The sequence below is a fragment of the Xanthomonas sp. NCPPB 2933 genome, from assembly GCF_056725225.1.
The window spans coordinates 4,869,280-4,895,000 of the sequence record NZ_CM161518.1 but is presented as its reverse complement, the minus strand read 5'-3'; the positions used below and the strand labels follow the sequence as shown (position 1 = coordinate 4,895,000).

Annotated in this window: 21 protein-coding genes and 2 rRNA genes (1 of these 23 running past the window's edge); 15 read left to right on the top strand and 8 right to left on the bottom strand. The window is 63.4% G+C overall.

Features of this window, described 5'->3' with window-relative positions; translation table 11 throughout:
- Both AC1PLU_RS20660 and rrf read left to right on the top strand, forming a co-directional pair.
- Positions 1-1,542, top strand: a 23S ribosomal RNA gene (locus AC1PLU_RS20660) (it extends 1,341 nt beyond the left edge of the window).
- A gap of 171 nt (positions 1,543-1,713) precedes the next feature.
- Positions 1,714-1,828, top strand: a 5S ribosomal RNA gene (gene rrf, locus AC1PLU_RS20655).
- Positions 1,829-2,389: 561 nt separating this feature from the next.
- Here the strand turns inward: rrf and putA are convergent.
- Complete coding sequence (putA, locus tag AC1PLU_RS20650; protein WP_481107113.1) at positions 2,390-5,590, bottom strand: bifunctional proline dehydrogenase/L-glutamate gamma-semialdehyde dehydrogenase PutA; 3,201 nt, start codon at positions 5,588-5,590, stop codon at positions 2,390-2,392.
- A 278-nt stretch (positions 5,591-5,868) separates the two neighbouring features.
- Between putA and AC1PLU_RS20645 the strand changes: the two genes are divergently transcribed.
- From AC1PLU_RS20645 to AC1PLU_RS20620, 6 genes are read left to right on the top strand one after another with little or no spacing between them, the layout of a single operon-like run.
- The gene (locus AC1PLU_RS20645; protein WP_162498339.1) at positions 5,869-6,345 is read left to right on the top strand and encodes a DUF2244 domain-containing protein; all 477 of its coding nucleotides are present in this window, start codon (positions 5,869-5,871) and stop codon (positions 6,343-6,345) included.
- Positions 6,346-6,361: 16 nt separating this feature from the next.
- Positions 6,362-7,285 (top strand): cytochrome c oxidase subunit II, encoded by a 924-nt coding sequence (coxB, locus tag AC1PLU_RS20640; RefSeq protein ID WP_481107112.1) that lies wholly within the window; start codon positions 6,362-6,364, stop codon positions 7,283-7,285.
- 39 nt (positions 7,286-7,324) lie between these two features.
- Positions 7,325-8,929, top strand: coding sequence for a cytochrome c oxidase subunit I (ctaD, locus tag AC1PLU_RS20635; protein ID WP_115039521.1), 1,605 nt, complete (start codon positions 7,325-7,327; stop codon positions 8,927-8,929).
- Positions 8,910-9,083, top strand: coding sequence for a hypothetical protein (locus AC1PLU_RS20630; RefSeq protein ID WP_043907995.1), 174 nt, complete (start codon positions 8,910-8,912; stop codon positions 9,081-9,083). The genes ctaD and AC1PLU_RS20630 overlap by 20 nt, the downstream gene beginning before the upstream one ends.
- On the top strand, positions 9,080-9,676 hold the full coding sequence (locus tag AC1PLU_RS20625) for a cytochrome c oxidase assembly protein (RefSeq protein WP_233381234.1): 597 nt from the start codon (positions 9,080-9,082) through the stop codon (positions 9,674-9,676). Before AC1PLU_RS20630 ends, AC1PLU_RS20625 begins: the two co-directional genes overlap by 4 nt.
- Positions 9,677-9,715: 39 nt before the next feature.
- Positions 9,716-10,591 (top strand): cytochrome c oxidase subunit 3, encoded by an 876-nt coding sequence (locus tag AC1PLU_RS20620; protein ID WP_233381233.1) that lies wholly within the window; start codon positions 9,716-9,718, stop codon positions 10,589-10,591.
- A 91-nt stretch (positions 10,592-10,682) separates the two neighbouring features.
- Here AC1PLU_RS20620 and AC1PLU_RS20615 read toward each other — a convergent pair whose 3' ends face one another.
- Complete coding sequence (locus AC1PLU_RS20615; RefSeq protein WP_006449736.1) at positions 10,683-10,901, bottom strand: twin transmembrane helix small protein; 219 nt, start codon at positions 10,899-10,901, stop codon at positions 10,683-10,685.
- A gap of 60 nt (positions 10,902-10,961) precedes the next feature.
- On the opposite strand from AC1PLU_RS20615, the gene AC1PLU_RS20610 reads away from it, so the two are divergent.
- Genes AC1PLU_RS20610 through cyoE form a run of 4 tightly spaced genes read left to right on the top strand, consistent with a single transcriptional unit; the run spans position 10,962 to position 14,363 of the window.
- Positions 10,962-11,687: an SURF1 family protein gene (locus tag AC1PLU_RS20610; protein WP_481107111.1), complete on the top strand. Its 726-nt coding sequence runs from the start codon at positions 10,962-10,964 to the stop codon at positions 11,685-11,687.
- Positions 11,688-11,714: 27 nt separating this feature from the next.
- Positions 11,715-12,290 carry a hypothetical protein gene (locus tag AC1PLU_RS20605; RefSeq protein ID WP_481095076.1) on the top strand — a complete coding sequence of 192 codons (576 nt, stop codon included), beginning with the start codon at positions 11,715-11,717 and terminating at the stop codon, positions 12,288-12,290.
- A 10-nt stretch (positions 12,291-12,300) separates the two neighbouring features.
- A complete protein-coding gene (locus AC1PLU_RS20600; RefSeq protein ID WP_023905443.1) occupies positions 12,301-13,464 on the top strand; it encodes a COX15/CtaA family protein in 1,164 nt (387 codons plus the stop codon).
- A 2-nt stretch (positions 13,465-13,466) separates the two neighbouring features.
- Positions 13,467-14,363 carry a heme o synthase gene (gene cyoE / locus AC1PLU_RS20595; RefSeq protein WP_481095077.1) on the top strand — a complete coding sequence of 299 codons (897 nt, stop codon included), beginning with the start codon at positions 13,467-13,469 and terminating at the stop codon, positions 14,361-14,363.
- Between the two features lie 209 nt (positions 14,364-14,572).
- On the opposite strand, the gene AC1PLU_RS20590 is transcribed toward cyoE, so the two are convergent.
- From AC1PLU_RS20590 to rpsU, 6 genes are all read right to left on the bottom strand, one after another.
- Positions 14,573-16,153: a thioredoxin family protein gene (locus AC1PLU_RS20590; RefSeq protein ID WP_481107110.1), complete on the bottom strand. Its 1,581-nt coding sequence runs from the start codon at positions 16,151-16,153 to the stop codon at positions 14,573-14,575.
- 267 nt (positions 16,154-16,420) lie between these two features.
- Positions 16,421-17,422 (bottom strand): bile acid:sodium symporter family protein, encoded by a 1,002-nt coding sequence (locus AC1PLU_RS20585; protein ID WP_115039526.1) that lies wholly within the window; start codon positions 17,420-17,422, stop codon positions 16,421-16,423.
- Positions 17,423-17,533: 111 nt separating this feature from the next.
- Positions 17,534-19,282 (bottom strand): DNA primase, encoded by a 1,749-nt coding sequence (gene dnaG, locus AC1PLU_RS20580; RefSeq protein WP_481107109.1) that lies wholly within the window; start codon positions 19,280-19,282, stop codon positions 17,534-17,536.
- A 130-nt stretch (positions 19,283-19,412) separates the two neighbouring features.
- Positions 19,413-20,360 (bottom strand): YihY/virulence factor BrkB family protein, encoded by a 948-nt coding sequence (locus tag AC1PLU_RS20575; RefSeq protein ID WP_074056523.1) that lies wholly within the window; start codon positions 20,358-20,360, stop codon positions 19,413-19,415.
- Positions 20,361-20,607: 247 nt separating this feature from the next.
- On the bottom strand, positions 20,608-21,054 hold the full coding sequence (locus tag AC1PLU_RS20570) for a GatB/YqeY domain-containing protein (RefSeq protein ID WP_023905435.1): 447 nt from the start codon (positions 21,052-21,054) through the stop codon (positions 20,608-20,610).
- A gap of 144 nt (positions 21,055-21,198) precedes the next feature.
- Positions 21,199-21,414 carry a 30S ribosomal protein S21 gene (rpsU, locus tag AC1PLU_RS20565; RefSeq protein WP_002808376.1) on the bottom strand — a complete coding sequence of 72 codons (216 nt, stop codon included), beginning with the start codon at positions 21,412-21,414 and terminating at the stop codon, positions 21,199-21,201.
- A 280-nt stretch (positions 21,415-21,694) separates the two neighbouring features.
- On the opposite strand from rpsU, the gene tsaD reads away from it, so the two are divergent.
- From tsaD to AC1PLU_RS20550, 3 genes are all read left to right on the top strand, one after another.
- The gene (tsaD, locus tag AC1PLU_RS20560) at positions 21,695-22,759 is read left to right on the top strand and encodes a tRNA (adenosine(37)-N6)-threonylcarbamoyltransferase complex transferase subunit TsaD (RefSeq protein ID WP_481095080.1); all 1,065 of its coding nucleotides are present in this window, start codon (positions 21,695-21,697) and stop codon (positions 22,757-22,759) included.
- Between the two features lie 106 nt (positions 22,760-22,865).
- Positions 22,866-23,243 carry a dihydroneopterin aldolase gene (gene folB, locus AC1PLU_RS20555; RefSeq protein ID WP_481095081.1) on the top strand — a complete coding sequence of 126 codons (378 nt, stop codon included), beginning with the start codon at positions 22,866-22,868 and terminating at the stop codon, positions 23,241-23,243.
- A gap of 257 nt (positions 23,244-23,500) precedes the next feature.
- On the top strand, positions 23,501-25,672 hold the full coding sequence (locus tag AC1PLU_RS20550; protein WP_481107108.1) for a glycoside hydrolase family 3 N-terminal domain-containing protein: 2,172 nt from the start codon (positions 23,501-23,503) through the stop codon (positions 25,670-25,672).
- Positions 25,673-25,721: the final 49 nt, after the last annotated feature.

The following is a 25,721-nucleotide window of genomic DNA, read 5'->3' as shown; positions in this document are numbered from 1 at the left end:
GCGAGGGCGAAAGCCGTAGTCGATGGGAAGCAGGTTAATATTCCTGCACCTCGCGTGAGTGCGATGGAGGGACGGAGAAGGTTAGGTGTACCGGGCGTTGGTTGTCCCGGGGAAAGGCGGTAGGTTTGGATCTTTGGCAAATCCGGGATCCTTTAAGACCGAGCACCGAGACGAGCCTTTATGGCAAAGTCACTGATACCACGCTTCCAGGAAAAGCTCCTAAGCTTCAGCTCACGAAGACCGTACCGTAAACCGACACAGGTGGGTAGGATGAGAATTCTCAGGCGCTTGAGAGAACTCGGGTGAAGGAACTAGGCAACATGGCACCGTAACTTCGGGAGAAGGTGCACCCTTTTTGGTGGCTCATGCGAGCTATAGCTGAAGAGGGTCGCAGAAACCAGGCCGCTGCGACTGTTTATCAAAAACACAGCACTCTGCAAACACGAAAGTGGACGTATAGGGTGTGACGCCTGCCCGGTGCTGGAAGGTTAATTGATGGGGTCAGCCGCAAGGCGAAGCTCTTGATCGAAGCCCCAGTAAACGGCGGCCGTAACTATAACGGTCCTAAGGTAGCGAAATTCCTTGTCGGGTAAGTTCCGACCTGCACGAATGGCGTAACGACAGCGGCGCTGTCTCCACCCGAGACTCAGTGAAATTGAAATCGCTGTGAAGATGCAGCGTTCCCGTGGCAAGACGGAAAGACCCCGTGAACCTTTACTATAGCTTTACACTGAACGTTGAGTTCGTCTGTGTAGGATAGGTGGGAGGCTATGAAACTGTGGCGCTAGCTGCAGTGGAGCCATCCTTGAAATACCACCCTGTCGTGCTTGACGTTCTAACCTAGATCCGTTATCCGGATCAGGGACCGTGTATGGTGGGTAGTTTGACTGGGGCGGTCTCCTCCTAAAGAGTAACGGAGGAGCACGAAGGTACGCTCAGCGCGGTCGGACATCGCGCACTGTGTGCAAAGGCATAAGCGTGCTTGACTGCAAGATCGACGGATCAAGCAGGTACGAAAGTAGGTCTTAGTGATCCGGTGGTTCTGTATGGAAGGGCCATCGCTCAACGGATAAAAGGTACTCCGGGGATAACAGGCTGATACCGCCCAAGAGTTCATATCGACGGCGGTGTTTGGCACCTCGATGTCGGCTCATCACATCCTGGGGCTGTAGTCGGTCCCAAGGGTATGGCTGTTCGCCATTTAAAGTGGTACGCGAGCTGGGTTCAGAACGTCGTGAGACAGTTCGGTCCCTATCTGCCATGGGCGTTGGAAGTTTGAGAGGGGCTGCTCCTAGTACGAGAGGACCGGAGTGGACGAACCTCTGGTGTTCCGGTTGTCACGCCAGTGGCATTGCCGGGTAGCTATGTTCGGAAGCGATAACCGCTGAAAGCATCTAAGCGGGAAGCGCGCCTCAAGATGAGACTTCCCGGGGCACAAGCCCCCTAAAGGAACCATATAGACTATGTGGTTGATAGGTCAGGTGTGTAAGTACAGCAATGTATTGAGCTAACTGATACTAATGATCCGTGCGGCTTGACCATATAACCTCAAGTTGCCTTGGTCCCAACGAACGTTGGTAGATCCGCAAACGCAAGCTACGTCACAAGTTAACTATGCGAGACGAGCGCCGTAGGTGCTTCCATACGCAAACGCTTGCACATCCTTGTGCACACGTTTGAGGAAGCTCCGACTGGCGACGCTCCAACCGTCTCCCTGGTGAAATTAGCGCTGTGGAACCACCCGATCCCATCCCGAACTCGGAAGTGAAACGCAGCTGCGCCGATGGTAGTGTGGCTCAAGCCATGCGAGAGTAGGTCATCGCCAGGGGCTTTACCCGAAACCCTCAGTCCAACAGGACTGGGGGTTTCTTTTTGCGTGGAATTCGGCAGGAAGGCGAGTCAAAGCCGCTATGGGTATGCGCCAAGGTGGAGTCATTGCTGTTCGCCCACCATATTGATCAATTCCGCTGCACCGCCGGATTGGCCAGTTGGAGAGATGCCGGTAGGCTCGGAAACCTCAGTGCCGGCGATACTGTTTCATTGCACTGATAGGCTTCTTTCGATACATCCGCTGCCTTGATGCGTTAAACCACAGCGAATCCATCGCTGACGTAATCCATTACCGCATCCATTACCGCAAGGCACGACAATGTGTTGAGTTGTGTTTTGCCGCTTCCGGCAAGACATTGCTTGAAGATGAGATGACGCAATGTGCTCAAGGTGCTGAAAGGAATATCTTGAGCCGGCACAGGATTACTTTCGTGCGGCGCTTGAATGCTGAGCTGATATAGCTGTGGCGACTCATTGGCAAATCTGGATGCAACAAAAACCCCGCTACCGCGGGGTGTTTGTTTTCTGAATGAGAGAACTACGCGTGCTGAGCGAGCTCTCAGTCGCCCAATGTCAGCAGCGAGGCGTTACCGCCTGCAGCGGTTGTGTTGACGGTGACGACCTTCTCGGTCGCGAAGCGCAGCAGGTAGTGCGGCCCGCCGGCCTTGGGACCGGTACCGGAGAGGCCTTGGCCGCCGAAGGGTTGTACGCCGACGACGGCGCCGATTTGATTGCGGTTGACGTAGACATTGCCGACCGCAACGCGTGTGGTGATGCGGTCGATGGTCTCGTCGATACGCGAGTGCACACCTAGCGTCAGTCCATAACCTGTGGCGTTGATCTGGTCGATAACGGCATCGAGCTGGTCCGCTTTCCAGCGGATTACATGCAGCACTGGTCCGAAGATCTCACGTTGCAGCTGCGTCAGCGAGGTCAGCTCATAGGCGCGCGGGGCGAAGAAGCTGCCGTGCGCGGTTGCTGGATCCAGTGTCGTGCTTCCGATCAGACGCGCCTCGCGATCCATGCGTGCTGCATGATCGTCGAGGATCTTGAGTGCATCTGCGTCGATTACCGGACCAATGTCGGTGGACAGTAGCGCAGGGTCGCCGATCTTCAGCTCGCCCATGGCACCGGCGAGCATGGTCATCACCTTGTCGGCGATGTCGTCCTGCACGAACAATACGCGGGCGGCCGAGCAGCGTTGGCCGGCGGAAATGAAGGCGCTGGAGATCGCATCCTTGACGACGGCTTCGGGCAATGAGGAGGAGTCGGCGATGAAGGCGTTCTGGCCGCCGGTTTCGGCAATCAGCACACCGATCGCGGCGTCGCGGGCAGCCAGGGTGCGGTTGATGACCCGTGCGGTCTCCGTGGAGCCGGTGAAAGCGACGCCGGCCACGCGCGGGTCGTTGGTCAGCGCGGCGCCAACGGTCGCGCCATCGCCTGGCAGGAATTGCACGACAGCCTCGGGGATGCCCGCTTCTTGCAGCAACTTCACTGCCGCGTAGCCGATCAGGTTGGTTTGCTCTGCCGGCTTGGCGATAACGCTGTTGCCGGCGGCCAGGGCGGCGGCGACCTGACCCAGGAAAATGGCGAGCGGAAAGTTCCAGGGGCTGATGCAGACGAACACGCCGCGCCCATGCAACTGCAGCTCGTTGGATTCGCCAGTCGGCCCGGGCAGACGCTCGGGGGCGCCGAACTGGGCGCGTGCCTGGCCGGCGTAGTAGCGCAGGAAGTCGACTGCTTCGCGGACCTCGGCCACTGCGTCGGGCAGGGTCTTGCCGGCTTCCTTGACGCAGATCGCCATGAACTCTGGCATGCGCGCCTCGAGCAGGTCGGCTGCGTGTTCCAGGATGGTGGCGCGGCTGGCGGCGGGCGTGCGGTTCCAGGCGGGCTGCGCGGCGGCAGCGGACGCCAGCGCCTTCTGCACGGTTGCTGGATCGGCCGGCTGCCAATGGCCGACGGTTTCGCGTCGGTCTGCCGGGTTGAGTACCGCTTCGCTGGGCGTGCTGAGCACTGCGCCGGGCACCAGTGGGGTGGCCTTACACGGTTTGATCGCGGCATTGAGTTGCTCGGCCAGCTGCCGCAGATCGTTGTCGTTGGCGAGATTGGCGCCCATGGAGTTTTTCCTGTGTTGGTTCTGGCTGCGCAACAGATCGGTCGGCAGCGGAATCTTGGGATGCGGGATGGAGCTAAACGACGACACCGCTTCGACCGGATCGCGGATCAGGTCTTCGATGGCGACATCCTCGTCGGTGATGCGATTGACGAAGCTGGAATTGGCGCCGTTTTCGAGCAAGCGACGCACCAGGTACGGCAGCAGGTCCTCGTGCGAGCCGACCGGCGCATACACGCGACATGGCAAGCCCAAGCGATCGGCTGGAATCACCTCGGCATACAGGTCATCGCCCATGCCATGCAGTTTCTGGTGTTCGTAGTTCTTGCTCGTGGCGATCGCGCGCACAGCGGCGATGGTCTGCGCGTTGTGCGTGGCGAACATTGGATACAGCGCATCGCTGTGCGCGAACATGCGACGCGCGCAGGCCAGATACGACACGTCGGTGTTCTGCTTGCGCGTAAAGACCGGATAGCCAGGGTGGCCTTCGATCTGTGCGCGCTTGATCTCCGCATCCCAGTACGCGCCCTTGACCAGACGCACGGGAATCCGACGACCGACACGACGCGCAAGATCGGCCAGAAAGTCGATCGTGTAGGGCGTGCGCTTTTGATACGCCTGCACCGCCAAGCCATAGCCTTCCCAGCCATCCAGCGATGGGTCGGAGAACGTGGCCTCGATGATGTCCAGCGACAGTTCCAGACGATCGGCTTCTTCGGCATCGACGGTGTAGCCGATACCGTAGGACTTGGCCAGCTGCGCCAGCTCCAGCACACCCGGTACGAGCTCGGCCATAACGCGTGCGCGTTTGGCGTGCTCGTAGCGCGGATAGAGCGCAGACAATTTGATCGAGATGCTGGGCGCTGCGAAGATATCGGTGCCGACGAAACTGCCGCTGCGGCCGATCGCATGGATGGCATCGCGATACGCCTGCAGATAGTGCTGCGCATCTTTCATGGTCAACGCGCCTTCGCCGAGCATGTCGAACGAATAGCGGTAGTTGGCGTTGTCGCCCTTGCGCGAGCGCGCAAGGGCTTCACCAATGGTGCGTCCCATGACGAACTGGTGGCCCATGATCTTCATCGCCTGGCGCACGGCCAGACGAATCACCGGTTCGCCGACGCGGCCGATCAGCCGCTTGAACGCGCCCGGCACGTCGGCGCGGGTGAGGTCGTTGAGTTGCACCAGCTTGCCGGTGAACATCAGGCCCCAGGTCGATGCATTGACCAGCACCGAATCGCTACCGCCGACGTGCTTTTTCCAGTCCGCATCGCCGAGCTTGTCGCGGATCAGCTTGTCTGCGGTGTCCTGGTCGGGAATGCGCAACAGCGCTTCGGCCACGCACATCAGCAGCACACCTTCCTCGCTGCCCAGGTCGTACTGGCGCATGAAGGCTTCGATCGCGCCCTGGTCCTGCGCACGTGCGCGGACGCGGGTGACTAGGTCGGCGGCGACCGCCTGCACCTTGGCCTGTTCGGCGGCGGGCAGGCGGGCCTGGTCGAGCAGTTCGCGCACGTGCTCGGCTTCGTCCTTGAGCCAGGCGGCGGTGATGGCGGCGCGCAATGCACCGGGTGCGGCAGGCAGCTCGGGCGCCAACAGCGGGCGCGCAACTGGGTTGGAGGCAAGCGGGTCGAGCTGAGCGTTCATGCGAAAGATGCCTGGGGATCCGCGCTCATTCTAGAGAGCGGAAGTACCTGCGCACTTGTGTGGAAGCGGCAACTTTTCCGCCGTTTTGTGCATGTCGCCATCGCACGTGCAAGCGGACTCGATCGTTGCTGGCTGTAGCCGCCTGCATCGGGGAAGTGTTTGATTTACGCGTGTTTTTAGCTGCACTGCAGCAATTGATTGATTGCCGGAAACGCTTGCCGCATGCGTTCGCGCGGGTCTACCATCGGGCTATTCCCGCAGTGCGCTGCGTGTTGCCAATGATCGAAGTGCTGCCGTTGATGTCCGAAGGGGTTGGGACGCAGGTGCGGTTGCGGCCTCCGCGGGCACTGTCTGCCAGGCAATTCGTGCAGTTGTTCGCAGTGTTGGCGGGAACGATGTGGTTGTTTGCAGGCCTGGGGTGGTGGACCGGCAATGCGTTCGCGCCGGTGTTCGCCCTGTTGCACAGTGGTGTGGTGGCGCTGGCGCTACGGCAGTTGTGGCGAAGCGGCGAGCGCGAAGAAGCGATCCGGGTGGGGGACGCCGTTGTCGAGGTGTTTCCGTCCGGGCATGCGCCACCAGCGTTTCAGGCTCATCCGCACTGGGTGCGGTTATCCATGGAACGCGACGACAGGGTGTTGCTGATAAGCAGCGGCAGGCAGATCGAGATCGGAAGTTTTCTCGGGCCGGCCGAACGTGTGGAACTGGCAACTACGCTGAAACGCTTGCTCGCGGCCGCCAATGGCCGTCACCGATGACGTAAGGGTCTAGGCAATGACGCAACGCAGCAGCTGGAAGTCGATATATACGAAAGTGAGCCTGGCAATGACGGCGCTGCTGAGCGCACAAGGTGCCTGGGCGCAATCGGCCGATCCGAAGGAATGGCAGCTCAACATGGGCCGCGGAGTCACGCAGACCGCGCGCATGGCCTATGAGGCGCACATGGTGGCGCTGTGGGTGTGCGTGGTGATCGGCGCGCTGGTGTTCGGTGCGATGGGCTATGCGATCTTCAAGTTCCGCAAGTCCAAGGGCGCGGTGGCTGCGCAATTCAGCCATAACACCACGGCCGAAGTGCTGTGGACGGTGATTCCAGTGCTGGTGCTGATTGCGATGGCCTGGCCGGCAACGGCCAAGCTGATTGCGATGTACGACACGCGCGAGTCGGAAATGACCGTCAAGGTGACCGGCTACCAGTGGATGTGGAAATACGAGTATCTGGGCCAGGGCGTGGAGTTCACCAGCCGGCTGGCGCGCGAATCCGATCGCATCCGCCAGAGTGGCGAGCGTCCGACCGCCGCATCGCAACCGCATTATCTGTTGGACGTGGACAACCGCTTGGTACTGCCGGTCGGCACCAAGATCCGTTTCGTGATCACCGCCGATGACGTGATTCATGCGTGGTGGGTGCCGGCATTGGGCTGGAAGCAGGACGCGATCCCCGGCATCGTCAACGAGGCATGGACCAATATCGAGCAGCCGGGCGTATATCGCGGGCAGTGCGCCGAGTTGTGCGGCAAGGATCATGGCTTCATGCCGATCGTGGTGGAGGCGTTGCCCAAGGCCGAATTCCAGCGCTGGCTGGCGGCGCGTCGCAGTGCAAGCGCAACACCTGCTGCTGCACCGGCAAGCGCACCTGCACCTGCAGCAGCGCCTGCGGGTGAGGCCGCTCCCGCCGCCGCACCGACCGCCGCTCTTTAATCGCTCGCAACCGCACCGCTTTATAGAGGTCGTTCCGTCATGGCGCATACCGCAGTCGATCACCACGGACACCACCAGCCCGGTTTCGTCGAGCGCTGGTTTTTCTCGACCAATCACAAGGACATCGGCACGCTGTATCTGCTGTTCTCCTTCGTGATGTTCATCATCGGCGCGGCGATGAGCGTGGTGATTCGCGCCGAATTGATGCAGCCCGGATTGCAGTTCGTCAAACCCGAATTCTTCAACCAGATGACCACCGTGCACGCACTGGTGATGATCTTCGGTGGGGTGATGCCGGCTTTCGTCGGCCTGGCCAACTGGATGATTCCGCTGCAGATCGGCGCGCCGGACATGGCGCTGCCGCGCATGAACAACTGGTCGTTCTGGCTGCTGCCGGTGGCATTCACCTTGCTGTTGCTGACGCTGTTCCTGCCCGGTGGCGCGCCGGCCGGTGGCTGGACGCTGTACCCGCCGCTGTCCTTGCAGGGCGGCTACAACGTGGCCTTCAGTGTGTTTGCGATCCATGTCGCCGGCGTCAGTTCGATCATGGGGGCGATCAACATCATCGCCACCGTGCTCAACATGCGCGCGCCCGGTATCGATCTGTTGAAGATGCCGATCTTCTGCTGGGCCTGGTTGATCACTGCGTTCCTGCTGATCGCGGTAATGCCGGTGCTGGCCGGTGCGGTGACCATGTTGCTGACCGACAAGTTCTTCGGCACCAGCTTCTTCAATGCGGCCGGCGGCGGCGACCCGGTGATGTACCAGCACATCTTCTGGTTCTTCGGGCATCCCGAGGTTTACATCATGATCCTGCCGGCGTTCGGCGTGGTCAGCGAGATCATTCCGACCTTCAGCCGCAAGCCGCTGTTCGGCTATCAGGCGATGGTCTATGCGATCGCGGCGATCGCGTTCTTGAGCTTTATCGTGTGGGCGCACCACATGTTTACCGTGGGCATGCCGCTGGGTGGCGAAATCTACTTCATGTTCGCCACGATGCTGATCTCCATCCCGACCGGGGTGAAGGTGTTCAACTGGGTCAGCACGATGTGGAAGGGCTCGCTGACCTTCGAATCGCCGATGCTGTGGGCGGTGGCATTCGTGATTCTCTTCAGCATTGGTGGATTTTCGGGCCTGATGCTGGCGATCGTGCCGGCGGACTTCCAGTATCACGACACCTATTTTGTGGTCGCGCATTTCCATTATGTGTTGGTCACCGGTGCGGTATTCGCGTTGATTGCGGCGGTGTATTACTGGTGGCCCAAGTGGACCGGGCGCATGTACAACGAGGCCTGGGCCAAGTTCCATTTCTGGTGGACGATGGTGTTCGTCAATCTGTTGTTCTTCCCGCAGCATTTTCTAGGCCTGGCCGGCATGCCGCGGCGGATTCCCGATTACAACGTGGTGTTCGCCGACTGGAACCTGATCAGCTCGATCGGCGCCTTCGGCATGTTCGCCACGCCGTTCCTGATGGCCGGCATTCTGTTTGCTTCGCTGCGCAATGGCGCAAAGGCCGAGGCGCGCGCCTGGGAAGGCGCAAAGGGGCTGGAGTGGACGGTGCCATCGCCCGCGCCGGCGCATACCTTCACCGTGCCGCCGGTGATCAAGCCTGGAGATCTCGCGCATGAAGACATCGGTCACTGAATCCGCACCGCTGCCGGCTGTGGCACGTTTGCTCTCCGCTGCCGAACGGCAGGCGCAACAGCGCCGCGCCGTGCGCCGCACCGCGATCACGGTCGGCATCATCGCGTTGCTGATCTACGCAGGTTTCATCGCTTCGGGAGTCATCGGGCGGTGAGTACCCACGCGCCCGCGCCTGCACCGACTGCCGGCCTGTTCAAGCTGCTGGGCGTGGTGTTGGGTGTGTTTGTGCTGACGTTTTCGTTGGTGCCGCTGTACCGCATCGCCTGCGAGAAAGTGTTCGGAATTCGCATGGAGCGCGCGCCTGGCAGCACGCATGCGAGTGCGGGTGCGATCGCTGCAGGCGGCAAACGCACGGTGCGGGTGGAGTTCGATGCCGGGGTCAATTCCAAACTGCCGTGGACCTTTCATCCCGAGCAGATGACGATGGATGTGGTGCCGGGCGAACTCAACGAAGCCTTGTATTTCGCTCGCAACGACAGCGTGCGTGCGGTGGTCGGCAGTGCGGTGCCATCGGTCGCGCCGGCACGTGCGTCCGGATACTTCAACAAGACCGAGTGTTTCTGTTTTACCGCGCAGACCTTGCAGGCCGGCGAAACGCGCGACATGCCGCTGCGTTTCATCGTCGACCCTGCGTTGCCGCCGGAAGTCACCACGATCACCTTGTCCTACACGTTCTATCGCAACGACACCCTGACCTCGGAGTTGCAAGGCGGCGGCGCATCCAGCGCGCCGCGTGCGGCGCCGTAATCCTTTCTCCACACGCAGTACCGACACGGAAGCAACGCCATGGCCGACCACAGTCCCAATGCCGACGCGTATTTCGTCCCGAGCCATAGCAAGTGGCCGTTTGTCGGGTCGATTGCGATGTTCGTGATGATGATTGGCGTGGCCAGCTGGCTCAACGATGCGGCATGGGGACGTTGGACGTTCTTCGCTGGCGTTGCGATGTTGCTGGCGACCTTGTTCATGTGGTTTGGCGATGTCATCCGCGAATCCAATGCCGGGCACTACAACCGCCAGGTGGATGGGTCCTTCCGCATGGGGATGGTGTGGTTCATCTTTTCCGAGGTGATGTTCTTCTGCGCCTTCTTCGGTGCGTTGTTCTATACGCGTGTGCTGACGCTGCCCTGGCTGGGCGGCGAAGGCGATGGTGTAATGACCAACGAGCTGCTGTGGAATGGGTACTCCGCCGCGTGGCCGACCAACGGCCCGGGCACGATCGGCGGGCAGTTCCAGACCATCCCGGCGTGGGGCCTGCCGCTGATCAATACGTTGATCCTGCTCAGCTCTGGCGTGACCTTGACCATCGCGCATCATGCGCTCAAGGGCGGGCGGCGCGGCGCGCTGCTGGTGTGGCTCGGGTTGACCGTGCTGCTGGGTTGCGTGTTTTTGTTCCTGCAGGCGGAGGAATACATCCACGCTTACACCGAGCTCAATCTGACGCTTGGCTCCGGCATCTACGGCTCCACGTTCTTCATGCTCACCGGCTTCCACGGCATGCACGTGTTGCTGGGCACCATCATGTTGGCGGTGATGTGGCTGCGCGTGGCGCGCGGGCACTTCACCCGCGACAACCATTTCGCCTTTGAAGCGGCCGCGTGGTACTGGCACTTTGTCGACGTGGTGTGGCTGGCGCTATTCCTGTTCGTGTATGTGCTTTGAGGGCGGGGATTCGGGAATCGGGATTGGGGATTCGCAAGAGCGATCCGCTTTTGCTATTACGAATCCCCAATCACCAATCCCATCGGCCGCGTCAGCGGCCGAGCCCATGCGGCTTGATCCAGCCGGTGTAGATACCGAGAATCACCACCGCGATCAGCGCGACCGACAGACCGATGCGCCAGGTGAGTGCGTTGACGGTGCGCTTGGTCTCGCCGCGATCGGTGAGCAGGTAATAGAGACCTGCGCCCAGGTTCCATAGGATCACGATCAGGAAGGCGACAATCAGCAGCGTCTTGAGCGAATCGTTCACAACAGCCCCGGTGGTCGTCGGCGTGGTAACGGCATTGCACGCCTTTTTGCGTCGCTTGTCATGATGCGCAAGCACACGGCGGTGCTGGGCTGGTGTCTGGCGTTGCTGGTCAGCGCTGGTTTTGCGGCACTTGGGTACTGGCAGCTGCAGCGCATGCACAGCAAGCAAGCGTTATTGGAACGCGCTGCGCAGGTGCGCGAGATGCCGTTGACCTTGGTGCAAGCGTTAGCCACGCCGCACGCGCTGGCATGGGTGAGCGGAGACGTGCGTTTTCTGCCGCAGCAGGTGTTGCTGGACAACCAACTGCATGCCGGGCGCGCGGGTGTGCGCGTTTATCAACTTGCCGCGCCACAAGGCAGCGCAGGCACACTACTGATCGATCTGGGCTGGCTGCCGTTGCCGGCCAATCGGCAGTTACCGACGATAACGCCACTGCAAGGGACCCGGGCACTGCAGGGGTTGCTGAGTGCGCCGCCATCGGCCGGACTTGCGTTGGGGCCGGCATTGGCCCCCGCCGGTACGCCGCAGACCTGGCTGGCCACACGCCTGGATGCGCCGGCCCTGCGCAGTGCGTTTGGCAGGCGCGACATTTCGTCGCAGGTCTTGCGGCTGGATCCCGCCCTACCGGTTGGTTACGCACGCGATCTGGAGATGCTGCCGAACACGCTGCCACCCGCGCGGCACTTGGGTTATGCGGTGCAATGGTTCGGTCTGGCCGCAGCGGTATTGGTCACCGCGACGTTGTTGACTTGGCGTGCGCGTCGCCGCCGTCGACGCGGGCACTGACGCCTGCGGCATGAGAAAATCGCCGGCATGACCTCATCCACATCGGCCACGCTGCATTCGGTCAAACGCGGCCGCAGGATGCTGATTGCCCTGGCGGTGCTGTTCTTCGGCTCGATGTTGCTGGCCGGCGTGCTGCGCTTCTCCGGATGGCAGCCGGCATCGATGCGCAATCACGGCGAACTGCTCAAGCCGCCCGCCGACCTGCGCGCGTTGGTGCCGCTGCGCGCAGACGGGCAGCCGTATGCATGGACGCCTGCCGAACGCGTATGGCGCATCGCGCTCGCACCGCCCGCCAGTTGCACGCAGCAGTGCGTGACGCTGGCAGCCGAACTGGACAAGGTATGGCAGTTGCTCGGGCATCGTGCCGACAAGGTGGAGGTGTTGTGGGTTGGTACCCCGCCGGCCGGTCTGCCGCCGATGCCGGCCCTGCGTGTGCTGCGCGACGACGCGCGGCTGCGGAAGGCGTTACCGAGTGCCAACGATGCCGCCGGCGTGCCGGTGTATGTGATCGACCCCAACGGCTTCGTGATCCTGCGGTATGCCCCAGGGTTCGACCCGGCCGGCCTGCGCGCCGATCTGGTCAAGCTGCTGAAACTGATGTGAGCCCGTTTCGATGAATCTGTTTGCGCCACCGGCGTTGTTCCGCCACTTCCACCGCATGGCCTGGCTGGCGGCGTTGTTCACTGCGAGCACGATTTTGTTCGGGTCGTTCGTGCGCCTGTCCGATGCCGGCATGAGCTGCCCGGACTGGCCGACCTGCTACGGCCGCGTCACCTGGCCGCAGACCAGCGACGAAGCCAACACGCATGTGGCCAGCAAGATCCGTCCGTTGGAGTCGCACAAGGCCTGGCGTGAGCAGGTGCACCGCTTCCTGGCCGGCGCGCTCGGGGTGGAAGTGCTGGTGCTGTCGTTGCTGGCGGTGCGCCGCAGACGCATGGGCATTGCCCAGGTGGTGACTGCGGCGGTGCTGGTGGCGTTGTCGATCCCGCTGTACATGTCCGGCTGGCACACGCTGGCGTCCGGGGTGGCGATCGCGGGCGAAGCCATCCTGCTGCTGGCCGCGCTGCGCTGGAGCAATATCGATCTGGCGCGCGCGGCGGTGCTGACGCTGGCGGTGGTGATCTTCCAGGCGCTGCTGGGCATGTGGACGGTGACGCTGCTGCTCAAGCCGATTGTGGTGATGGGCCATCTGCTCGGCGGCATGCTGATGTTCTCGCTGCTGGTGTGGATGGCCTGGCGCGCGACGCATCTGCCGATCACGCTGGCCGACGCCTCGCGGCTGAAATGGCTGCTGCGCCTGGGCGTGGCGGTGCTGGGCCTGCAGATCGCGCTGGGCGGTTGGGTCAGTGCCAACTACGCGGCGCTGGCCTGCGGCGGCGGTAGCTGGTCGGCCGACAATTTCCCGCGTTGCGTGAGCCAATGGTGGCCGCCACACGACTTCCGCGAGGGCTTCACACTGTGGCGCGGGATCGGGGTGGATTACGAAGGCGGTGTGCTCGATGGCGCGGCGCGTATCGCGATCCAGATGGCGCACCGGTTGTGGGCGATTGCGACAGCGCTGTATCTGTGGTGGCTGGCCTGGCGCCTGTCGCGCTCGCCGGGCATGCGCGTGTGGGCCGGTGCGCTGGCGGTGCTGGTGGCGGTGCAGGTGACGCTGGGCATGCTCAACGTCAAGCTGGCGTTGCCGCTGGAAGTGTCGGTACTGCACAACGGCGGGGCGGTGGCATTGTTGTTCGTGCTGGTCTCGCTGCTGGCGCGGCTGCGCGCGCCGGAGTGAACATGGCTGTCAGCGCACGCGATTACTGGGATCTGACCAAACCCAAGGTGGTGGCACTGATCGTGTTCACCGCGTTGGTGGGCATGTTCCTGGCCATCCCTGATGTGCCGACGTGGCTGCAGGTGCGCACCGGTGCGTTGGGCTTTCTGGGCATCTGGCTGGCGGCATCGGCGGCGGCGGCGATCAATCAATTGCTCGATGCCAAGATCGATGCACAGATGGCGCGCACCTCTTGGCGCCCGCTGGTGGTGGGCAAGGTGCGGCCTTGGCAGGTGCTGCTGTTCGCCAGCGTGCTGATCGTGATTTCCATGACCATTCTGGTGGTCTGGGTGAATGTCATCACGGCGGTGCTGACCTTCGCTTCGTTGATCGGTTATGCAGTGATCTACACCGTGTACCTGAAGCGTGCGACCTCGCAGAACATCGTGATCGGCGGGCTGGCCGGCGCCACGCCGCCGATGCTGGGCTGGGCTGCAGTGACCGGTTTACCGACCACCGCCGACTGGATCAATGCCTCGCTGCTGGTGCTGATCATCTTCATCTGGACGCCGCCGCATTTCTGGGCGTTGGCGATCTTCCGTCGCGCCGATTACGCCAAGGCGGCGATCCCGATGTTGCCGGTGACCCACGGCGTGCCGCATACGCGCAGGCAGATCCTGGTGTACACGGTGCTGCTGGCGATCGTGACCCTGCTTCCCGTGGCGGTGGGCATGAGCGGGGTGTTCTATCTGGGCGGCGCGCTGGTGCTCAACGTGGTGTTTCTCTGGTACGCCTGGCGCATGCTCGACCCGCCGGATGAACTGTTCTCGATGAAGATGTTCGGGTATTCCATCGTGTATCTGATGGCGCTGTTCGCGTTCCTGATGGTGGATCACTTGGTGCTGCCGTGGGTCCGCTAGCGGCAGCGACAGGCAGCTGACGCCAGGAGCGGATGACAAAGCTGCTGGGCGGCCGCCGATGGCTGCGGCCAGTGCTCGGACGCGGCATGTACCAGTCGTACACGCAGGTCCCGAGCACGTTCAACATTCATTGGCCAACCGCCAACCGCGCACTACGCTCTGTCAGCCGCGCCAAGTCGCCGCGCAACTGCCTGCACGGTTGCGCAGGCTCAGCTCAGCCAGTTGGCGCACTCGCTGGTGTTCTTGCTGCCGCAGCTGGTCTGCATCTTCTGCTGAAGTCGTGTCAGCACCGCATTGCCTTGCTGGTGATGCTGTTTGCCCCAAGTCTTGAGTGCAGCGCCCAGCGTTGCGAAGCGCTGCCGGGTGCGTTGGCGATAGCCATCGGGTTGCCCGGCCAGCTCGCCGATCACCTGCGTTGCAGCTGCTTCGATGCCGGCGGTGTCGTCGGGGCTGAGCCGGATCAGGCCATCCACATACATCACGCCCCACTGCACGCGGGTGGCGGGTCCTTGTGCACCCTCGTAGGCCTTCTTGAGCCAGGACAGCGCGGTCTTTTTATCGCCGCGTTGTTCGGCCAGATCGGCCAGTTCGGGCATGTAGTAGTACGGCGTCTTGCTGCGTGCCAATTCGGCCAGCAGCAGCTGCTCGGCGCCGCTGCCATCGCCTACTTCGCTCAGTAGCGCCGCGGCCGTGCTGATGGTGGATTGGCGCTCTTCGTCGGTCTTGGCGGTGTCGGTGGCCCATTGCACGCGTTGCTGCACGGTGTCGACCACGGTTTTGGGGAGTGGTGGTTGCGGGCCTTTCGCTTCGGTTTCGGTGGGCTGGCCTTGCGCCAGGCGTGCCAGCTGGATCTGTGCGTAGGCAGTGCCCAGCCGGTCGGCGATCGGCAGCGCGGTGTCGGCATAGACCTTGTCCAATGCCAGATTCAGCGCGTTGGACAAGGTGGCGCGCTCGCCGGCATCGCTGCTGGCAGCGGCGACCAGACGCGCGGGAACGTAGGTCAGCGTGCCGAGATTGGCGCGTACTTCTGCCGGATCGGCCAGTACCGATTCCAGCAGGGTGCGAGCAGCCGGAGTCGGGGCGGGAGGCTCCTTGGCCGCCGCAATCGCTGCCAGCGCGAAGCTGCGTTGCAGGGCCGGCTGCGGGGCCGATTTGGACAGGCGCGTGAGCACATCGACCGCCTCATCGGGTTTGACGAGCCGATCGTCGGTGCCCCAGGCGTAATTGCCGAGCACGGCCCAGTCGTCCGCGCTGAGTCGCTGCGGGGTCTGCAATGCGGTGTCGAGCAGTTGCTTGGCGGTGCTGGTGCTCTTGGCTGCCACGCGCAGCACATCGGCCAGGCGCGCGTTGTCGGCGTCGCCGGCCAGGCGGGTGATCTCGCTGCGATCCGGGCGCAGCACGATGATGGTCGGGTAGCCCTTGATGCCGAAGCGCTCGCCCCAGGCCTGCGCGCCTTCGGAATCGCCATCCAGGTGCACCGCCACGAATTGCTGGGTGCGGGCAATGAAGGCCGGGTCCTTGAACAAGGTGGCCTTCAGACGATTGCACGGCGGGCACCAGGCCGCACCCCAGTACAGCAGGATCGGCTTTCCGCTTTCCTTGGCCTCGACAAACGCGTCTTCCACATCGCCCTCGCGCCAGGCGATGCTGGACGCTGGGGCAGGCGTGGTCGTTGCCTTGGTCTGCGCGGGTGCCGATGGCGTCGCGGGCTTGTCGCAGGCAGTCAGGGTGGCGAGTACCGCCAGCAGCACGATCAAGGACGGGGAAGGGCGTCGGAACGACAGCGTCATGGCAATCACCGATTGGGGGCGGCAGGGGGACGATCAAGCACTCTAGCGAGCTGTGCCTTGCCAACCATGCGACAGCTCATGACGCTTGTCCATCTGCTTAGAACCCGCTCCGAGCTGCAATGCGAAGTGCCATCACGTGGAGCGTCGTGGCTTGGCGTGGGAGGCAGATGCAACCCGCCGACAGCAGGCAGGCATCTGTAGGCCACGCAGCGCGAGTCGCGCCTGCGCGTAAGCGATCAGACCACCGCAGTGCAGTGATCGTCTCGCTCAGTGACCACCGGCACCGGCTTGCGGCTCGTTCGGTGCGGTACGTGCATAACGTGCGGCAACGAACGCGCAGACGATCAGCTGCAGCTGGTGGTACAGCATGATCGGCAACACGATCGCACCCAGGCCGCCGCCGGCGAACATCACCTTGGCCATCGGCACGCCGGTGGCCAGGCTCTTCTTGGAGCCGCAAAAGACGATCGCGATCTCGTCGGCGCGGTTGAAGCGCAGGCGGCGCGCGATGAAGGTGATCGAGAGCATCGCAACGGCCAGTAACAGCGCGGCCGCACCGAGTACGGCGAGCAGGGCCGGCAACGGCGTCTTCTGCCACAGCCCTTCGTTCACCGACGCGCTGAAGGCGGTGTAGACCACCAGCAGGATGGTGCCCTGGTCGGTGTAACGCAGCACGGCGCGATGCCGTTCGACCCAGCCGCCGATCCACGGACGCAGGAAATGCCCGGCCAGGAACGGCACCAGCAGCTGTAGCATGATCTTGCCGATCGCCTCGGCCGGGTGCGCCATCGCGCCTTGGCTGCCGACCAACAGACCCATCAACAATGGCGTCAGAAACACGCCCAACAGGCTGGAAAGCGAGGCTGCACAGACGGCGGCCGGCACGTTGCCGCGCGCCATCGAGGTGAAGGCGATCGACGATTGCACCGTGGATGGCAGCGCGCACAAAAACAACAGGCCGACATACAGCTCCGGTGTCAGCGCCAGATGCGCGAGCGGTTTGGACAACACCCCGAGCAGTGGAAACAGCACGAAGGTGCAGGTCAGGATCACCAGATGCAGGCGCCAATGCAGCGCGCCGGCCTTGACTGCCTCACGCGACAACCGCGCGCCGTGCAGGAAGAACAACGCGGCGATCGCCACATCGGTGACATCGTCCATGATCGCGGCAGCCGTGCCGTAGACCGGCAGAAACGAGGCGAGCGTGACCGTGCACAGCAGCGCGAGGGTGAATGGATCAATGCGCAACCGCGCCAGCAGCTTCTTCATCGAGGTCCCGGAGAGTGCGCGCCAAGGCGCGTGGTGCGCGTCATTCTACGACGCGTGCTCGCTTGGCACCGCACACGACAGCGTGACCTAATCCCATCGCGGCAACCCGCCCTACAACGCAGCGAGCGCCTTGAACAGCTCGCGCAGCTCGTATTTGTCGGTGTCGTCCAGCCCTTGCGCGCGCTGCTTGTCCTGTAGTTCGTCCAGGCGCTGACGCAGCAATTGCTTGTCCAGTTGCGCTACGACGTCGTGCAACTCCATCGCCCAACTGTGTTCGTCGCCGGGCAAGACCTGTGCGGCAAGTTTCTGCAGCGCGGCCTGTTCTTCGCGTTCGGCGAAGTGTTCCAGCAGGGCGCCGGTGCTGATTTCCGGGCGTTGCCGCACCAGCGCCAGCAGCTCCATCAACAGGTCGATGCCGGGCAGGCGCAGGCCGGAAAAGTCGTGATCGCCTTCCAGGCTCATCGCCAGCGACGGCTGTTGCAGCAGGATCGCAATCGAGGCGCGCACCAGGCTGCGTTTTTGTGCGGGCGCGCCCATGCGTGCGGGCGGCCGCCCTTGTGGCATGGACGTTTGCGTGGAGGTGCTGGCGCCCACACCGGTCAGGCGCGACAGTTCCTGCCTCATCAGATCGCCGAACGCGCCTTCGGGAATCTGCGCCAGCATCGGCTTGGCGCGTTCGGCCAGCCGGGCCTTGCCGTCGAGCGTGTGCAGGTTGATCTCGCGCGACATCTCGTCGAAGAAGAACTGCGACAGCGGCGTGGCCTGTTTCAGGCGCTGATCGAAGGCCTGCGCGCCTTCCTTGCGCACGATGGTGTCCGGGTCTTCGCCATCGGGCAGAAACAGAAAAAACGCCTGGCGGCCGTCCTTCATGCGCGGCAGCACCGATTCGAGCGCGCGCCACCCGGCCTTGCGGCCGGCGTTGTCGCCGTCGAAACAGAAATACACATCCGGTGCGTTGCGAAACAGCAGTTCGGCATGTTCGGGTGTGGTTGCCGTGCCAAGCGTGGCCACCGCCTGGGTGACGCCGAACTGGAACAGCGAGACCACGTCCATGTAGCCCTCCACCACGATCAGCCGCTCGATCTTCTGATTGGCCTGGCGCACCTGCCACAGGCCGTACAACTCGCGGCCTTTGTGGAACAGCGCGGTTTCCGGCGAATTGAGGTACTTCGGGCCGGGGTCGCGGCCATCGGCCGGCGCGCCCATGATGCGTCCGCCGAAGGCGATCACGCGGCCGCGGCGGTCGAAGATCGGGAACATCACCCGGTCACGGAACTTGTCGTAGACGTGGCCGCGATCGTTCTTGGAAAACAGGCCTGCGCGTTCGAGCACGCTCATGCGGCGCGCATCGGTGCCCAGGGTGTCCTTCAATGCGCTGTAGCCATCGGGCGCGTAGCCGATCTGGAAGCGCGCGCGGTTGTCGGCATCCACGCCGCGTCCGTCCAGATAGTCGCGGGCGCGCTCGCTGCCCTCGAGCTGACGCTGGAAGAACTGCGTTGCCGCTTCCAGTGCCGAATACAACTCGCGGCTGTCGTCCTGCTGCTGCGGCGTGCGCTGCTGGGTCTCGCGTGGGATCTCCATGCCGGCGCGCTTGGCCAGCTCGTCGACCGCATCGAGAAATTCGAGGCGGTCGTAATTCATCAGAAAACTAATTGCGGTGCCGTGCGCGCCGCAGCCGAAGCAGTGATAGAACTGCTTGGTCGGCGAGACCGTGAACGAGGCCGAGCGCTCGTCATGGAACGGGCAGCGCGCCGAATATTCCTTGCCCTGACGCTTGAGCGGCACGCGACCGCCCACCACCTCGACGATGTCGGTGCGTGCGAGCAGTTCGTCGATGAATGCGTCGGGGATGCGGGCCATCCCGCTAGGATATCCCAGCCGCTGGCGCTCGCCGGCTTCAGCGAACGAAGGCCCTTAGAGAGCGAATGCCCTCAGTGCGCGACTGTGTGCAGCCTTGCCACACACACGGCACAAGCCGCGCCGGGCGCAATCAACTGCGTGCTGGCGTTTCCGGCTGCGGCGTGACGCTCGGTTCGTCGACCGCCGGCGGCAGGTTGTCCGTATCCACCCCGGCCTCGCGCAGCTTGCGGTGCGAGCGCACGCGCTCGTCGATCACGGCGGTCAGCAAGGCGCCGACGAAGAACACCACCGAGGCGTAGTACATCCACACCAGCAGGATCACCAAGGTGCCCATCGAGCCATACGCGCTGCCGGGTGCCGCCTTGGCGATGTACAGGCCGATGCCGTAGCGCCCCAGTGCAAACAACAACGCGGTGATGACGCCGCCGACAAAGGCCTGCCGCCAGTTGACGGTACGGTCGGGCAGATAGCGATACAGAAAGGCGAAGGCGAGCGAATACAGCGCCAGGGTGGTGACATACCCGATCGCCGGCAGCACCGACGGCAGGCGTGCGAACACTACCTGCAGCGCGGTGGTCGCGATCATCGACACGATCAACAAGAAGCCCAGCGCCAGGATCACGCCGAACGAGAACACGCGCTTCTTCAGCCATGCCACGACGCCTTCCAGACGCTCCTTGTCGGTGCGAAAGATCAGGTTTAATGCGTTCTGCAACTGCGCAAACACCGCGGTGGCGCCGATGAACAGCAACAGCGTGCTCCACAGGCCGGCCAGCGAGCCCACGCCGGGTTGATCGGTGGCATTGCGGATCACCGTGTCGGCGACTTCCGCTGCGCTACCGCCGGCCAGTTGCGCAATCTGCTGCACCAAGGCTTCCTGCGCAGGCGGATACAGCGATGCAGTCAGCCACAGCAGCAACACCAGCAGCGGTGCCAGCGACAGCAAGGCGTAGAACGACAGCGACGCGGCCTGCGTCATCACGTCGATCTCGAGAAAGCGATTGAGCAGTGCCATCGGCAGGCTGCGTTGCAGGCGGCCCAGATGCTTCTGCAGGTGTTCGGTTGAGAGCTTCGTCACCGGCGGGGGAAATCCTTGGGCATACCGTGATGCGTGCAGGGGTTAGAGGACGAAACCGGTATGCGGAATGCTTCGCCCGCGCCTGCATTGGCGGACCTGTTCTAACAGGGCCGAATCGAAGGTCTGGTGAAAGCGGGCGCTGGATGTCGCGCGATGTGGTGCGCACGATGCGGCACCGAGATCCCTGCTTGCGCGGAGATCTGTATTGCCCTGGCAATCAAGCACAGGGCAATGCGCAAGGCAGACTTCAGCCTGCCAGACTCTTCTTGACCAGGGCCGAGACCAGGCCCATGTCGGCCTGACCGGCCAGCTTGGGCTTGAGCGCGCCCATCAGCTTGCCGATGTCGGCGGGGCTGCTGGCACCGGTTTCTGTAATCGCAGCCTGGATGGCGGCGACGATCTCGGCTTCGCCCATCTTGGCCGGCAAATAGCGCTCGATCACCACGATCTCCTCGCGCTCGATCTGCGCCAGGTCTTCGCGCGCGGCGGCTTCGAACTGGGTGACCGAGTCCTTGCGTTGCTTGACCATCTTGTCGAGCACGGCGATCACGGCCGCATCGTCCATCTCGATGCGCTCGTCCACTTCCTTCTGCTTGATCGCGGCATTGATCAGCCGGATCACGCCCAGGCTGTGCTTGTCGCCGGATTTCATGGCGGCTTTCATGTCATCGGTGAGCTGCTGCTTGAGGGGCATGCGGTGACTCCTGAGGTTGCGTGTTGAAAAAGACCAATACAAAAAGCCGGCGACGCTTGCGCGTGCCGGCTCTTGGGTTCGATCCCGATGAGCCGCGCCTTCAGCGCATGCCCACCGGCAGGGAACCGCGTTCGACGCGTTCGATCAGTACAAGCGCTGGCGCTTGGTGACGTCGCGCGAGGAACGACGCAACTGGCGCTTCACAGCAGCGGCAGCCTTGCGCTTGCGCTCCTGGGTCGGCTTTTCATAGAACTCGCGCTTGCGGGTTTCGGCCAGCACGCCGGCCTTTTCGCAGGTGCGCTTGAAACGGCGGAGCGCAAATTCGAAGGGCTCGTTCTCGCGGACTTTAACGCTGGGCATGGGTTCTCCAGATAATGGGATTTCCGTCCGGGAGCCCCGGGCGGGTGCGAGCGGACTCGCGTGACGGAATTTCCGGGTTGCCCCGGCGAGCCGCGCATTATAACGACTTGCCAACGACCTGCAAGCCCCCTGCAAGATTTGCTTCTGCAGGCCTATGAACGCATGGGTTTGGGCCCGATCCGGCAGCGATCACACGGCGGCGCAGCATATCGCCCCTGGCCGATCTGCGCAGCGCAAAAGCTGCGAAAATAGGCCGCATGTGCCTGTCTACCGAGTTGCCGTGAAAGTTCTTGGGATCGAATCATCCTGTGATGAGACCGGCGTGGCGGTCTACGACACCGCGCTGTCCGGCGTGCCGGCACTACGCGCGCATGCGGTCTACAGCCAGATTGCGCTGCATGCCGAATACGGCGGGGTGGTGCCGGAACTGGCCAGCCGCGACCACGTGCGCAAGTTGCTGCCGCTGATCCGCCAGACCCTGGGCGAGGCCGGGTTGCGCATCGACGAACTCGATGGCGTGGCCTATACCGCAGGCCCGGGCCTGGTGGGCGCACTCCTTGTAGGTGCCGGTGTGGCGCGCTCGCTGGCCTGGGCGCTGGACGTGCCGGCGATCGGTGTGCATCACATGGAAGGTCATCTGCTGGCGCCGTTGATGGAAGACGACCCGCCGCAGCCGCCGTTCGTGGCGCTGCTGGTCTCTGGCGGCCACACCCAACTGGTGTCGGTCAAGGCGCTGGGGTGTTACGAAGTGCTCGGCGAAACGCTGGACGATGCAGCCGGCGAGGCCTTCGACAAGACCGCCAAGATGATGGGCCTGCCGTATCCGGGCGGCCCGCAGCTCGCTGCCCTGGCCGAAACCGGCACATCGGGACGCTATAAATTCTCGCGACCGATGACCGACCGGCCCGGCCTGGATTTCAGTTTCAGCGGGCTCAAGACCCAGGTGCTGCTGGCCTGGCGCGGCAGCGACCAGTCCGACACCACGCGCGCGGACATCGCACGCGGGTTCGAGGATGCGGTGGTGGAGACGCTGGCGATCAAGTGCCTGCGCGCGCTGGACGCGGCCGATTGCAACACGCTGGTGGTGGCCGGTGGCGTGGGCGCCAACAAGCGCCTGCGCGCGCGGCTGCAGGAGGCGGCGCAGCGGCGCGGCGGCCGCGTGTGCTTCCCACGCCCGGCCCTGTGCACCGATAACGGCGCGATGATCGCCTTCGCCGGTGCGCTGCGGCTGGAGGCCGGCGAGCGCGCCGATGCGGCGGTGCATGTGACGCCGCGCTGGGATATGGCTGGGCTGCCGCCACTCGTGGCGGCGCGGGATTCGGGAGTTGGGATTGGGGATTCGTAAAAGCCCGTTCCTTCGCTTGATGTGTTCCGCTCTTGCCAATCCCCAATCCCCAATCCCCAATCCCCAATCCCCAATCCCCAATCCCCAATCCCCAATCACGGCTCCCATGGACAAAGTTTTTATCGAAGGCCTGGAAATCGATGCGCTGATCGGCATCTACGACTGGGAGCGGCGCATCCGCCAGACGCTGCGGTTCGATCTGGAGATGGGGTTCGACAACCGCATTCCGGCGGCCAGCGACGACATTGCCGACACGCTGAACTACAAGGCGGTGAGCAAGCGGCTGATCGAGTTCGTGCAGGCCTCTGAGTTCGGGCTGGTGGAAACGCTGGCCGAACGCTGTGCGGCGATCGTGCTGGACGAGTTTGGGGTGCACTGGCTGCGGCTGAAGCTGAGCAAGCCGGGTGCGGTGCGCGGGGCGCAGGCGGTGGGGGTGATCATCGAGCGCACGCGCGTTTCTGCTGACGTGCCACCTTCTCTATAGGGTGTATCCGCTCCCTGGCCTTACAGTAGCGCTCGGTCTTGTCGTCGGCTGGGCCGTCTAGAGGTTCTGGGCGCCCACCGATGGCAGGTATTGAACGGTTGCGGTGGCGCTGGAGCGACTGCAAGGCAGGTCGTCATTTTGCCGTCCAACGTCTGCCAACGGGGCTGAACATCAGCCTGAACAGGCAGAAGAGTTGCATCCTCGCGGTCGCGTCAGGCTAGAATTGACGGCCATGTAAACGTTTTCTCAAGGATCTCATGGCTGCTGATCGCATCGAAACCCTGATTGCCCAGATGACCGTCGAAGAGAAGGTCGGACAGTTGGGTGTGTTCGCCGACATGGTGCGGCCGTTCGCGCCGGACGTGAATCCCGAAGCCAATGTGCTCAACGCCGACGAGGTGCTGCAGCAGGTCCGGCAGGGCCGGGTCGGCTCGCTGTTCAATGGTGTTGGCGCCGCGCTGGGCGTACAGATCCAGAAAGTGGCGGTGGAAGAAAGCCGTCTGGGCATCCCGGTGATCCTGGCCGCCGATGTGATCCACGGCATGCGCACGGTGTTCCCGATTCCGTTGGGCGAGGCGGCCAGCTTCGAGCCGGAACTGGCCGAGCGCACCGCGCGCGCCACCGCGATCGAAGCGACCGCCGCTGGCCTGCACTGGACCTACGCACCGGCGGTGGACATTGCGCGCGATCAGCGCTGGGGCCGTGGCGCAGAAGGCGCCGGCGAAGACGTGTTGCTGGGCGCGGCGTTTGCCGCCGCCCGCGTGCGCGGTTTCCAGGGCAGCGATCTCAAAGCCGCCGATTCGCTGTTGGCCACGCCCAAGCACTTTGCCGCCTATGGCGCAGTGGCGGCGGGCATGGAATACAACACCGTGGACATCGCACCGCAGACCTTGCGCGATGTGCATCTGCCGCCGTTCAAGGCTGCCTTCGATGCCGGCGCATTGACCGTGATGTCCTCGTTCAACGACATCAACGGCGTACCGGCCAGCGCCAACCATGAGTTGCTGACCGAGATCCTGCGTGGCGAATGGCAGTTCCCTGGCGTGGTGATTTCCGACTACACCGCCGACATGGAATTGATCGCGCACGGTTACGCCACCGATGAGCGCGATGCGACCAAAAAAGCCTTCCTGGCCGGTCTGGATCTGAGCATGCAGAGCGGCTTCTATGCCGCGCATCTGCCGTCGTTGGTGGAAAGCGGCGAGGTGCCGATGGCCACGCTGGATGCCAGCGTGCGTCGCATGCTGCAGCTCAAAGAAGCGATCGGCTTGTTCGACAATCCGTATCGCTCGCTGGATCCGGCACGCGAAGCCGATACCGCGCATCTGCCGGCGCACGATGCGTTGTCGCGCGATGCGGCGCGGCGTTCGATCGTGTTGCTGAAGAACGAAGGCGCAGTGTTGCCGTTGAAGAAAAGCGGACAGCACATCGCGCTGATCGGGCCGTTCGTGCAGGACCGCGAGAACATCGAGGGCTGCTGGACGCTGTTCGGCGACAAGGATCGCTACGTGACCCTGGAGCAGGGCGTGCGTGCGGTGGTTGGTGGCGAGCATCTGAGCGTGGTGCCGGGCTGCGGCCTGGAAGAGGCGCTGCCGGGCGGGATTTCCGCCGCCATCGATGCGGCGCAGGCCGCCGATGTGGTGGTGCTGGCGCTGGGCGAGCCGCAGCGGTTCAGTGGCGAGGCGCAGTCGCGCACCGAGATCGTGTTGCCGCCGGCGCAGCAGGCGCTGGCCGAAGCCATTGCCGCCACTGGCACACCGATGGTGGTGTTGTTGCGCAATGGGCGCGCGCTGGCATTGAGCGGTGCGGTACGCGATGCCGATGCGATTGCAGTGACCTGGTATCTGGGCACGCAGACCGGCACCGGCGTGGCCGATGTGTTGTTCGGCGACTACAACCCGTCTGCGCGTCTGCCGATCAGCTTCCCGCAGGTGACCGGGCAGCAGCCGTATTTCTACAACCATCTGCGCACCGGCCGCCCGGAATTGCCGACCTTGTCCGAATACAAGGCACGCTGGCGCGAGATGCCCAACGAGCCGTTGTATCCGTTCGGCCACGGCTTGAGCTACACCACCTTTGCGTATGCACAGCCGCAGCTGAGCAGCGCGCAGCTCGGCTGGGACCAGACCCTGACCATCACCACGCGCGTCACCAATACCGGCCGCGTGGCCGGCGAAGAAGTGGTGCAGCTGTATGTGCACGATCGCGTGGCCAGCCGGGTGCGTCCAGTGCGCGAACTCAAGGGGTTCCGCAAGGTGTTGTTGCAGCCCGGCGAAAGTACGGACGTGGTGTTCACCCTGGCGCGCGACGCACTGGCCTTTACCAACCACAAGAATATGTTTGGCGCCGAGCCGGGCGTGTTCGATGTATGGGTGTGCGCCTCGGCCAAGAGTGGCGAGGCGGTGACGTTCGAGTTGCTGGAAGCCTGAAAGCGTGCCCTCCGAGGAAGCCGGTGCGTTTGGAGCCGCCGCTTTCGGT